Below are 12197 nucleotides of genomic sequence, written 5' to 3' on the forward strand. Positions count from 1 at the left end.
GCTGCACCTCCGTGGGCCACGCAGCTGTTGAACAGTTCCTGTGCCTGTGCCGTGTTGGGCAGAGACACACCCAGCTGACGTGCGCTGGACAGAGCCAGGTTCAGGTCCTTCTGGTGCAAGGCAATGCGGAAGCCAGGATCGAAGGTGCGCTTGATCATGCGTTCGGCATGCACTTCCAGGATCTTGGAAGAGGCAAAACCGCCCAGCAGGGCTTCACGCACGCGGGCTGGATCGGCACCGGCGCGCGATGCGAACAGCAGGGCTTCGGCCACGGCTTCGATGTTCAGCGCCACGATGATCTGGTTGGCCACCTTGGCCGTCTGGCCGTCGCCGTTGCCGCCCACCAGGGTGATGTTCTTGCCCATCTTGTCGAACAGGGGCTTGACGCGCTCGAAAGCTGCATCGGGGCCGCCGACCATGATGGACAGGGTGCCGTTCTTGGCGCCGACTTCGCCGCCGGAGACGGGAGCGTCCAGGTACTGGGCGCCAGCGGCTTCGATGCGCTTGGCGAAGTCCTTGGTGGCCACGGGCGAGATGGAGGACATGTCGACCACGATCTTGCCGGAGCTGCCCTTGAGGCCAGCTGCCACGCCGTCTTCACCGAACAGCACCTTCTCCACATCGGGAGTGTCGGGCACCATGATGAAGATGATGTCGGCACGCTCGGCCACACCGCGAGCGGTGGTGCACTGGGTGGCGCTGGTTTCGGCGATGTTGGCAGGCACCTTGCCCACGGTGTTGACGAACAGCTGGTGGCCGGCCGCAATCAGGTGGCCGCACATGGGCGCGCCCATGATGCCCAGACCGATAAAGCCCAGCTTGAGAGACGATGCGTTCATGGTTGTACTCCTCAGTTTTCTTGATACTCAAATTCGGGGGCCGATGGCGCTTTGCGATCAGGCGCCACAGGCCTTTTCATCCGTTCAGGCAGCCACGGCGACCTTGCTCCAGCCGCCGATCTTCTGCAGCCAGCCCAGGCCGGACTCGGTGCCGTTGGCGGGCTTGTATTCGCAGCCGATCCAGCCGTCGTAGCCGATGCGATCCAGGTGTGCGAACAGGAAGGGGTAGTTGATCTCGCCGGTGCCGGGTTCGTTGCGACCGGGGTTGTCGGCCAGCTGGATGTGACCGATGCGGCCCAGCTGCTTTTGCATGGTGGCAGCCAGCTCACCTTCCACGCGCTGGGCGTGGTAGATGTCGTACTGCACAAAGGCGTTGGGCGCACCCACTTCGTCCAGGATGGACAGGGCTTCATCCGTGCGGTTCAGGTAGAAGCCAGGGATGTCGAAGGGGTTGATCGGCTCGATGAGCAGGCGGATGTTGGCGGCGCTCAGGGCGGCGGCAGCAAAACGCAGGTTTTCCACAAAAGTGCGGCGCACCACGGCAGCGTCGACACCGGCAGGAACCTTGCCGGCCAGGCAGTTGAGCTGGGGCACACCCAGGGCGTGGGCATAGGTCACGGCCTTGGCCACGCCGGCGCGGAACTCGTCCACGCGCTTGGGGTCGCAGGCAATGCCGCGCTCGCCCGCATCCCAATCGCCAGCGGGCAGGTTGTGCAGAACAATCTTCAGGCCGGTGGCGTCCAGACGCTCCTTGATCTCTTCCACGGTATGAGCGTAGGGGAAGAGAAACTCCACGGCTTCAAAGCCTGCGTTTGCGGCACGCTCAAAACGCTCGAGGAAAGGCACCTCGGTGAACAACATGCTCAGGTTGGCTGCAAAACGGGGCATGATAAAAGTCTCCGGTAATCGTTAATAGTTGCAGGCGCTAGACGCCAAGCAAGGGCCTAAGCCGGCCGCGCCGCCCCTCAGCGAAGGTGTCGTCCCCCTCCCGCACAGAGAGGGGGAAGCGGCAGAGCCGCTCAGGGGGAGTTTTCCTATCAGTCCAGCAGAGCCAGTGCGCTGGGCGCGTCGGCCTTTTCGGTTGCCAGGTCTTCGAACTCGACCACGTTGTCGATTTCGGCGCCCATGGAGATGTTGGTCACACGCTCCAGGATGCACTCGATCACCACAGGGGTCTTGTGCTCGGCCATCCAGGCTTCGGCCTGCTGCATGGCGGGGGCAAAGTCTTCGGCGCGATGAACGCGAATCGCCTTGCAACCCAGACCTTCAACGACCTTAACATGGTCAACACCGTAGCCGCGGGTCGCATCACCCTCATCCATGTTGATATTGTCGAACGCCAATTGCACGCAATAGTCGATCGAGAAAGCGCGCTGTGCCTGACGGATCAGACCCAGATAGCTGTTGTTCACCAGCACGTGAACATAGGGCAGCTTGAACTGCGCGCCCACGGCCAGCTCTTCGATCATGAACTGGAAGTCGTAGTCGCCGGACAGCGCCACGATCTTGCGCTGGGGATCGGCCACGCGCACGCCCAGAGCGGCGGGAGTGGTCCAGCCCAGAGGGCCGGCCTGGCCGCAGTTGATCCAGTTGCGGGGCTTGTACACGTGCAGGAACTGGGCACCGGCGATCTGCGACAGACCGATGGTGGACACATAGGTGGTGTCGCGGTCCAGCGAGTTGTTCATGCACTGGTAGACGCGCTGGGGCTTCATCGGCACGTTGTCGAAGTTGGTCTTGCGCAGGTATTCGACGCTGTTCTTGCGCCCCTGGCACTCGGCCACCCAGGCCTTGCGGCACTTGAGCTTGCCGGCAGCCTTCCACTCCTTGGCTACAGCAACGAATTGCTCCAGAGCCGCCTTGGCATCGGAGACGATGCCGTAGTCAGGCGCGAACACGCGGCCGATCTGCGTGGGCTCGATGTCCACGTGGATGAACTTGCGGCCCTTGGTGTAGACCTCGACCGAGCCGGTGTGACGGTTGGCCCAGCGGTTGCCGATGCCGAACACGAAGTCCGAAGCCAGCATGTTGGCATTGCCGTAGCGGTGGCTGGTCTGCAGACCGCACATGCCGACCATCAGGGGGTGGTCGTCAGGGATGGTGCCCCAGCCCATCAGGGTGGGGATCACGGGCACGTTCAGGATCTCGGCCAGCTCGACCATCAGATCGGAGGCATCGGCGTTGATCACACCGCCGCCGGAGACCAGCAGGGGACGCTCGGATTCGTTGAGCATCTCGATGGCCTTCTCGGCCTGCTTGCGCGAAGCAGCTGGCTTGTAGGCAGGCAGGGGCTCGTAGGTGTCGATGTCGAATTCGATCTCGGCCAGTTGCACGTCGATGGGCAGATCGATCAGCACGGGGCCGGGACGACCGGAGCGCATCAGGTGGAAAGCCTGCTGGAAGGCACGCGGCACCTGGGCGGGTTCCAGCACGGTGGTGGCCCACTTGGTCACGGGCTTGGCAATGGAGGCAATGTCCACGGCCTGGAAGTCTTCCTTGTGCAGACGCGAGCGAGGTGCCTGACCGGTGATGCACAGAATTGGAATGGAGTCGGCGCTGGCCGAGTACAGACCGGTGATCATGTCGGTGCCGGCGGGGCCGCTGGTGCCAATACACACGCCGATATTGCCAGCCACCGCACGGGTGTAGCCTTCGGCCATGTGGCTCGCGCCTTCCACGTGACGGGCCAGAATGTGACCGATGCCGCCGTGGTTCTTCATTGCAGCGTACAGCGGGTTGATGGCCGCGCCGGGCACACCAAACGTCACGGTTACACCTTCTTTTTCGAGCACCAGGACTGCGGCGTCGATTGCTTTCATTTTGGCCATGAGGGTCTCCTAAAAACTTGGTTGAACTTTAGTCAAGACCTTTGCTTGCTGGAAGGCGCTCTCAGACCATAAAATTTATTCCACCCAAGAATAAATAGGAGACAAATCCATGGACAGACTCGACGCGATGCACATGTTTGTGCGCGTGGTGGAGACCGGCAGCTTCACCAAGGTCGCACAGGAATTCGCCACCACCCAGCCCACCGTGACCAAGCAGGTCGCGGCCATGGAGGCGCGCCTCAAGGTGCGCCTGCTCAACCGCAACACACGCGGCGTGAGCCTGACCGAAGCCGGCGCGCTGTACTACGAGAAGTGCAAGATCATCGTCAGCGACGTGGCCGAGGCGGAGAACGTGGTCAAGGTGCGCCAGACCCAGGTCCAGGGTCAGCTGCGCATCGGCAGCTCGGTAGCCTTCGGGCGCCGCGTACTCATTCCGCTGGCCATGGATTTCATGAAGCACAACCCGCAGGTGCAGGTCGATCTGAGCTTCGAGGACCGCTACACCGATCTGGTGGCCAACGGCATCGACGTGGCGCTGCGCCTGGGCAAGCTGGCCGACTCCTCGCTGGGCGCGCGCATGCTGGGCGTCAACCCCTGGGTGCTGGTGGCTTCCAACACCTATCTGCGCAAGCACGGCACGCCGCGCCGCCCCTCGGACCTCAAGGAGCATTCCACGCTGATCTACAGCAGCGTGCAGGGCAACGATATCTGGCGCCTGCGCAATGCCAGCGGGGAGCCGGTGTCGATTCCGGTCACCGGGCGGCTGCGCTCCAACAATCTCTCGGCCCTGCTGGCCGCTGCCCGCTCGCACATGGGCATTGCGGCCCTGCCGCGCTACGTGGCCCAGGACTCGCTCAAGGACGGTCGCGTGGTGGAAGTGCTCAAGACCTGCCGCCTGCCCGAGCAGGAGATCCATGCCGTCTACCCCTCGCCGCGCCTGGTGCCGCAGAAGGTGCAGTCCTTCATCGCCTTCCTGCAGGGCAAGTTTGACGATGCCTGGTGGGAGGATCTGCCGCGCGGCGGGTGATTGCATATTGATTCTGCAAAAGAATCAATCCCTGCATATCGCTATCGAAAACAAAGCAGCTATCGCCCTCTGTTATTCAACTTCATTATCGATAGAGCCTGAAATCCTTGATGATCAGGCGCAAGCTGCTATCGATACAGCGGATCAGAGCACCAGAATGGCGCGGAAGTCGTTGACATTGGTGTGCGTGGGGCCGGTGATCACCAGATCGCCCAGTGCCGAAAAATAGCCATAGGCATCGTTGCGATCCAGGTGATCGCTGATGCGCAGGTTCAGCTCTGCCGCGCGCTTGAGCGTGCAGGGCGAGACACGGGCTCCCGCGTTGTCCTCGACACCGTCGATGCCGTCGGTATCCGCGGCCAGCGCCCAGACCTTTTCCTGACCCTGCAGGGCCTGGGCCAGACCCAGGCAGAACTCGCCGGCACGCCCACCGCGCCCCTTGGCCGCACCGGGTTGACGCGGGCGGATGGTCACCGTGGTTTCGCCACCCGAGAGAATCACGCAGGGCTTGGCAAAAGGCTGGTCATGCCTGGCCACGGCACGCGCCAGCGCTGCATGGACCTTGCCCACCTCGCGCGACTCGCCCTCCATCTCGTCGGACAGCACATGCACGGCAATGCCTGCCGCGCGGGCAGCGGCTGCCGCCGCTTCCAGCGACTGCTGGGGCGTGGCGATCAGATGTACCTCATGGCCTTCGAAGCGGGCATCGCCAGGCTTGGGCGTCTCCAGCTCGCCGGCTTGCAGCGCAGCGCGCACGGACTCGGGAATGCCGATCTGGTAGCGGTCCAGGATGGCCAGTGCGTCGGCACAGGTCGACGCGTCCGGCACCGTCGGTCCGCTGGCGATCACCGAAGGATCGTCGCCGGGCACATCGCTGATGGTCAGCGTCACCACCTTGGCAGGATGGCAGGCGGCTGCCAGACGGCCGCCCTTGATGCGCGAGAGGTGCTTGCGCACGCAGTTCATCTCGCCAATCGCCGCGCCGCTCTCCAGCAGCGCCTTGTTGATGCGCTGCTTCTCGGCCAGGTCGATGCCTTCGGCGGGCAATGTCAACAGGGAAGATCCGCCGCCGGAGATGAGGCAGATCACCAGATCGTCGGCCGTCAGCCCCTCGGTCAGCGCCAGAATGCGCTCGGCCGCAGCCAGACCGGCCGCATCCGGCACGGGGTGGGCAGCTTCCACCACCTCCAGGCGCTGGGCCAGCCCTTCGGGGCGTGGGGGAATGTGCGCGTAGCGCGTCACCACCAGACCCGACAGCGGGGCATCCTGCGGCCACAGAGCTTCCAGCGCCTGCGCCATGGAGCCACCGGCCTTGCCGGCGCCCAGCACCAGCGTGCGCCCCTTGGGCGGCTTGGGCAGATGACGCGCCAGACCCTCGATGGGCAGGGCATTGCGCACCGCCACGTCATACAGATGACGCAGAAAGCCAGCCGGGTCTTGCTGGGGAACAGGCGTTGCCGCGGCCTGCGCGCGCGAGGATGTATTCTGTGCTTGCATAGCTGCGCATTGTGCATTCGGGCTTTTTTCCCTTACAGAGGGCCCCCAGTCACAACACTGCTGATCTTTGCAATACCAATGTTGCAAGCCCTTGCTCCCATTGGGTTTGTGCGCTTGCGCACAGCTTTCTGCGCCTGAACATCGATACAAACACCATGTTTGGTGAACAGAAACTGTATACAAAACTTGTCTTCAACCGCTATGATGGATTTATGGAAACTTCCACCACCAGTTTCATTGTCGAAAGCCTGACCAAGGCCATCGTCGAGCATCGCCTGATGCCCGGCACCAAGCTGGCCGAGCAAAAGTTGGCCGACCACTTTGGAGTTTCCCGCACCCTGGTGCGCCAGGCCCTGTTCCAGCTTTCGCAGAACCGTCTCATCCGGCTCGAGCCCGCCCGCGGCGCCTTTGTGGCCACGCCCTCGGTGGACGAGGCGCGCCAGGTGTTTGCCGTGCGCCGCATGCTCGAGGCCGAGATGGTGCGCAGCTTTGTCAAGCAAAGCAGCGCCGCCAAGATTCGCGCCCTCAAGCAGCATGTGGCTGCCGAGAAGAAAGCCATGGAAGCCAATGACGTGGGCCAGCGCACCGAGCTGCTGGGCGACTTCCACGTGCGCATGGCCGAGCTCATGGGCAATGAGGTGCTGGCACAGCTGCTGGGCGAGCTGATTTCCCGCTGCGCATTGATCACCCTGATGTACCAGTCTGCATCGGCGGCCGAGCATTCGCACGAAGAACATGCCGACATCGTGACCGCGCTGGCTGCGGGCGATGCCGAACATGCGGTGCAGCTGATGCAGCTGCACCTGGACCACGTGGAAGCAGGCCTGACCTTCGACCGCGATTTGCCAACGAACGATCTGTCGATGGCACTTTCATCCGTATCCCTATGACTTACGATTCCACCGCCTCCTATCCACGCGACCTGATTGGCTACGGCCGCAACACGCCCCATCCCGAATGGCCCGGCAAAGCCCGCGTGGCCGTTCAGTTCGTGCTGAACTACGAAGAAGGCGGTGAGAACCATATCCTGCATGGCGACCCCGGCAGCGAACAGTTTCTGTCGGAGATGTTCAATCCCGCCAGCTACCCGGACCGTCACATGAGCATGGACGGCATCTATGAATACGGCTCGCGCGCCGGCGTGTGGCGCATTCTGAAAGAGTTCGAGAAGCGCGGTCTGCCGCTGACCGTGTTCGGCGTGGCCACGGCGCTGCAAAAGCATCGCGAGCTGGCCCAGGCCTTTGACGAACTGGGCCACGAAGTGGCCTGCCACGGCCTGAAGTGGATTCACTACCAGAACGTGCCCGAGGAGATCGAGCGCGCCCACATGCAGCAATGCGTGGACATCTTTGAAGAGCTGTACGGCGCGGGCGGCGACCACGGCCTGGGCTGGTACACCGGCCGCGACAGCCCCAACAGCCACCGCCTGGTGGCCGATGCCGGTCGCTTTACCTACGACAGCGATTACTACGGAGACGACCTGCCCTTCTGGATGAAGGTCGCCAAGAGCGACGGCACAACGCACAACCAGCTCATCGTTCCCTACACGCTGGACGTGAACGATATGCGCTTTGCGCTGCCCCAGGGCTACTCGCATGCCGATCCGTTCTTCCAGTACATGAAGGACACATTCGATGTCCTGTACGCCGAGGGCAATGCCAGCGGCGACAACGCCCCCAAGATGATGAGCATCGGCATGCACTGCCGACTGCTGGGCCGTCCCGGCCGAATTACAGCGCTGCAGCGCTTCCTCGATCACATCCAGAAGCACGACAACGTGTGGGTGTGCCGCCGTATTGATTTGGCTCGTCACTGGGCCGAGCGTTTCCCTTGCAAGGATTGATTGCGACATGGCTTTGACCCTGGAACAACTGAATGCCGCCGATGCGGCAACCGCCACCGACCTGCTCGATGGCCTGTACGAGCACTCGCCCTGGATTGCCGCCAAGGCGCTGGAGCAGCGTCCCTTCAAGTCCATGGCGCATATCAAGCACGCCATGGCCAAGGTGCTGGCCGAGTCCAGCGAGCAGGCCCAGCTCGATCTGATCCGCGCTCACCCGGAGCTGGCCGGCAAGCAGATGGAGACCAACACGCTCACCGCTGAGTCGACGAATGAGCAGAAGAAGGCTGGCCTGACCAACTGCACGCCCGAAGAGCTGGAGCACATCCGCAAGCTCAACGCCGAATATGGCAAGCGCTTCGGCTTCCCCTTCATCCTGGCCGTGCGCGGCGCGCGCGGTCTGGGTCTGAGCAAGGCGGAAATCATCTCGACCTTCGAGCGTCGCATGTTCAACCATCCGGCCTACGAACAGGCCGAGGCACTGCGCAACATCCACCGCATCGCCGAGATCCGCCTGAACGACAAGTTCGGCTACGAGCCCATCGAAGGCAACGAAGTCTGGGACTGGCAGGAGCGCCTATCCACCAACAGCGACCCCGGCTACGCCGAAAAAGGCCAGCTGACGGTGACTTATCTGACCGACGCCCACCGCGCCTGCGCCCAGCGCATCAGCCACTGGATGCGCGAGATCGGCTTCGACGAGGTCGAGATCGACGCCGTGGGCAATGTGGTGGGCCGCTACAAGGCGGCCACCGAAGGCGCCAAGACCCTGCTGACCGGCAGCCACTACGACACCGTGCGCAATGGCGGCAAGTACGACGGCCGCCTGGGCATCTTTGTGCCCATGGCCTGCGTCAAGCAACTGGCACAGCAAGGCAAGCGTCTGCCCTTCAACATCGAAGTGGTGGGTTTCTCGGAAGAGGAAGGCCAGCGCTACAAGGCCACCTTCCTGGGTTCGGGCGCACTGGTGGGCGACTTCAAGCAGGAATGGCTGGAACAGAAGGACGCCGACGGCATCACGCTGCGCGAAGCCATGCTGCATGCCGGCCTGTGCATCGACGACATCCCCAAACTGGAGCGCGACCCCGCCAAGTACCTGGGCTTTGTGGAAGTGCACATCGAGCAGGGCCCCGTGCTCAACGAGCTGGACATTCCCCTGGGCATCGTCACCTCCATCAACGGCAGCGCCCGCTATGTCTGCGAATTCATCGGCATGGCCAGCCACGCCGGCACCACGCCCATGGACCGCCGCCGCGACGCCGCAGCCGGCGTGGCCGAGCTGTCGCTGTACATCGAAAAGCGCGCCGGCCAGGATGGCGACAGCGTGGCCACCATCGGCCAGCTGAATGTGCCCTCGGGATCGGTCAACGTCGTGCCCGGCCGCTGCCAGTTCTCGCTGGATCTGCGTGCCCCCACCAACGAGCAGCGCGACTCCATGATCAACGACATCATGGCCGAGATGGCAGCGATCGCCGAACGCCGCGGCCTGCGCTACAGCACCGATCTGTCCATGAAGGCAGCGGCTGCGCCCAGCGCTCCCGAATGGCAGAAACGCTGGGAAAACGCTGTCGACGCACTGGGCGTGCCCCTGTTCCGCATGCCCAGCGGCGCCGGTCACGACGCCATGAAGCTGCACGAGATCATGCCCCAGGCCATGTTGTTCGTGCGCGGCATGAACGCCGGCATCAGCCACAACCCGCTGGAAGCTTCCACCTCCGACGACATGCAACTGTCCGTGGATGCCTTCGCCCACCTCCTCCACCAACTGGCTCAAGAACAGCAATGACCAATATGAATCAAGACAAGCAAGCCACCTACGCCGCCATCGATGCATGGATTGACGAGCACTTCGACGAAGAAGTGAAGTTTCTGCAGGCCATGGTGCAAGTACCCACGGACACACCTCCCGGCAACAATGCACCCCACGCCGAACGTACTGCCGAGCTGATCAAAGGCTTTGGCTTCGACGCCGAAAAGCACGTCGTGCCCGAAGCCGACGTCAAGGCCTACGGCATGGAATCCATCACCAACCTGATCGTGCGCCGCCCTTACGGTGACGGTGGCCGTACCATCGCCCTGAACGCCCACGGCGACGTGGTGCCTCCAGGCGAAGGCTGGACCAAGGACCCTTACGGCGCCGAGATCGAAGACGGCAAGCTCTATGGCCGCGCCGCTGCCGTGAGCAAGAGCGACTTCGCCTCCTTCACCTTTGCCGTGCGTGCTCTGGAAGCCGTGGCCAAGCCCTCCAAGGGCGCCGTGGAACTGCACTACACCTATGACGAAGAGTTCGGCGGCATCATGGGCCCCGGCTGGCTGCTGGAAAAGGGCCTGACCAAGCCCGACCTGATGATCGCAGCAGGCTTCAGCTACGAAGTCGTGACCGCTCACAACGGCTGCCTGCAGATGGAAATCACCGTGCAGGGCAAGATGGCACACGCCGCCGTGCCCCACACCGGCGTGGACGCGCTGCAAGCCACGGCGGTGCTGCTCACGGCTCTGTACGCCGAGAACGTAAAGTACAAGCAAATCACTTCCAAGGTGCCCGGCATCAAGCACCCCTACCTGAACATCGGCCGCATCGACGGCGGCACCAACACCAATGTGGTGCCCGGCAAGGTCATGCTCAAGATCGACCGCCGCATGATTCCTGAAGAGAATCCCGTGGAAGTCGAAGCCAGCATCCGTGCTGTCATCGCCAAGGCCATCGCCGACTTCAACACCCAGGGCGGCTACACCGGTGAAGACGCCGTGCGCGTGGACATCAAGCGCCTGCTGCTGGCCAATGCCATGACACCCCTGGACGGCAACAAGCCTCTGGTCGACGCCATCCAGGCCCACGGCGAAGCCGTCTTCGGCGAAAAGCCTCCCGCAGTGGGCACGCCGCTGTACACCGACGTGCGCCTGTACGTCGAGCGCGGCATCCCCGGCGTGATCTACGGCGCCGGCCCCCGCACCGTGCTGGAATCGCATGCCAAGCGCTCCGACGAGCGCCTGGTGCTGGAAGACCTGCGCCGTGCCACCAAGGTGGTGGCCCGTTCGCTGGTGGACCTGACTGCCTGAGCACCCACTACCGTTTGAACGCCTAGCCTTCTCCGGACTGGATGAAGGTTTTTCAAGGAGCCTGGATTCATCCAGGCTCTTTTTTTAGGTGCGCGCCGCCAGCAGGCTGGCGGGCATTTCCTCAGCATGGCTGAGGTTCACATGTCTGGCCAGAAAATCCAGCACTGCCCACGTTCTCACCGGCAGCTGGCCGGGCTTGCCCACATACACGGCATGGATGGGCTGCAGATCTCCGGGATTGAAGTCCTCGAGCAGCGCCTGCAGCCTGCCCGCGTGCAAATCCTCCCAGGCGTGATAGAGCGACAGCCGCGCCAGACCCGCCCCGGCCTTGGCCAGGTTGGCCATGGCTTCGCCATCGTTGACGCGCAGCACCTCCCCCATGCTCACCGTCACCGCCTTGCCCGCCACCACAAACGGCCAGTGCGGAATGGCCCGCGGGTAGTTCCAGCCAATGCGCACATGGCCTGCCAGCTCGTCGGGATGGGCCGGCCTGCCAAAGCGCTGCAGATAGTCGGGCGAGGCCACGATCACCTGGCGCGTGTGACCCAGCTTGCGCGCCACCATGTCGGAAGACGGCAGCGCCCCCCAGCGCAGGGCGATATCGGCACGGGCCGCTATCAGGTCCACGACATGATCGGTAAAGCTGAGGTCCAGCTGCAGGCCCGGCCAGGTCCGCATCAGCGGGCCGACCAGCGGCACCAGCAGCCGATTGCCGGTGGACGAGCTGGCATTGATGCGCACCACGCCGGTGGGCTGGCCCTGCCGGGTGACCGAGGATTCCAGCGCCAGCCAGTCCGCCAGCAGTGGCCGGCCTTGCTCCAGCAGCTGCTCGCCCTCCGCCGTCAGCTCCAGCCGCCGGGTGCTGCGACGCAGCAGTTGCACGCCCAGCCGGGTCTCGAGCCGGGCCACGATCTTGCTGACCGCCGACGGCGAGACCTCTCGCAGGCGCGCCGCTGCCGAGAAGCTGCCTTGCTGGGCCACCAGCACAAAGGTCTGCAGTTCCACAAAGCGGTCCGATCCCTGCTCCTGAGCGGTCGGCATAGCAATCGATTTCTTCATGAATCACATCATAGATATGCGATTTATTCCGCACAGGAACAAATGCT

At 63.4% G+C, this 12197-nt stretch carries 10 protein-coding genes; 5 read left to right on the plus strand and 5 right to left on the minus strand.

The window, feature by feature from the left end:
* From ACLBXN_RS20250 to gcl, 3 genes are all read right to left on the minus strand, one after another.
* The coding region (locus tag ACLBXN_RS20250; protein WP_447613336.1) for a 2-hydroxy-3-oxopropionate reductase at positions 1 to 839 on the minus strand (839 nt) is incomplete at its 3' end.
* A gap of 84 nt (positions 840 to 923) precedes the next feature.
* Positions 924 to 1727, minus strand: a complete 804-nt coding sequence (hyi, locus tag ACLBXN_RS20255) for a hydroxypyruvate isomerase (protein ID WP_114864882.1) — start codon at positions 1725 to 1727, stop codon at positions 924 to 926.
* Positions 1728 to 1876: 149 nt separating this feature from the next.
* Positions 1877 to 3667 (minus strand): glyoxylate carboligase, encoded by a 1791-nt coding sequence (gene gcl, locus ACLBXN_RS20260; protein ID WP_043008766.1) that lies wholly within the window; start codon positions 3665 to 3667, stop codon positions 1877 to 1879.
* 109 nt (positions 3668 to 3776) lie between these two features.
* Here gcl and ACLBXN_RS20265 point away from each other — a divergent pair, with 109 nt between their 5' ends.
* Complete coding sequence (locus ACLBXN_RS20265) at positions 3777 to 4694, plus strand: LysR family transcriptional regulator (protein ID WP_003052436.1); 918 nt, start codon at positions 3777 to 3779, stop codon at positions 4692 to 4694.
* A gap of 144 nt (positions 4695 to 4838) precedes the next feature.
* On the opposite strand, the gene ACLBXN_RS20270 is transcribed toward ACLBXN_RS20265, so the two are convergent.
* Positions 4839 to 6191 (minus strand): glycerate kinase type-2 family protein, encoded by a 1353-nt coding sequence (locus ACLBXN_RS20270; protein ID WP_211459415.1) that lies wholly within the window; start codon positions 6189 to 6191, stop codon positions 4839 to 4841.
* Positions 6192 to 6403: 212 nt separating this feature from the next.
* Here ACLBXN_RS20270 and ACLBXN_RS20275 point away from each other — a divergent pair, with 212 nt between their 5' ends.
* From ACLBXN_RS20275 to ACLBXN_RS20290, 4 genes are read left to right on the plus strand one after another with little or no spacing between them, the layout of a single operon-like run.
* Positions 6404 to 7081, plus strand: coding sequence for a GntR family transcriptional regulator (locus tag ACLBXN_RS20275; protein WP_019043607.1), 678 nt, complete (start codon positions 6404 to 6406; stop codon positions 7079 to 7081).
* Positions 7078 to 8034: an allantoinase PuuE gene (gene puuE, locus ACLBXN_RS20280; RefSeq protein WP_407714004.1), complete on the plus strand. Its 957-nt coding sequence runs from the start codon at positions 7078 to 7080 to the stop codon at positions 8032 to 8034. The genes ACLBXN_RS20275 and puuE overlap by 4 nt, the downstream gene beginning before the upstream one ends.
* A gap of 7 nt (positions 8035 to 8041) precedes the next feature.
* A complete protein-coding gene (uraD, locus tag ACLBXN_RS20285) occupies positions 8042 to 9817 on the plus strand; it encodes a 2-oxo-4-hydroxy-4-carboxy-5-ureidoimidazoline decarboxylase (protein ID WP_447613337.1) in 1776 nt (591 codons plus the stop codon).
* Positions 9814 to 11091, plus strand: a complete 1278-nt coding sequence (locus ACLBXN_RS20290; protein WP_447613338.1) for a M20 family metallopeptidase — start codon at positions 9814 to 9816, stop codon at positions 11089 to 11091. Before uraD ends, ACLBXN_RS20290 begins: the two co-directional genes overlap by 4 nt.
* Positions 11092 to 11175: 84 nt before the next feature.
* Here ACLBXN_RS20290 and ACLBXN_RS20295 read toward each other — a convergent pair whose 3' ends face one another.
* On the minus strand, positions 11176 to 12150 hold the full coding sequence (locus ACLBXN_RS20295; protein WP_447613339.1) for a LysR family transcriptional regulator: 975 nt from the start codon (positions 12148 to 12150) through the stop codon (positions 11176 to 11178).
* Positions 12151 to 12197 lie beyond the last annotated feature (47 nt).

The sequence above is a fragment of the Comamonas sp. C24C genome, assembly GCF_053345995.1.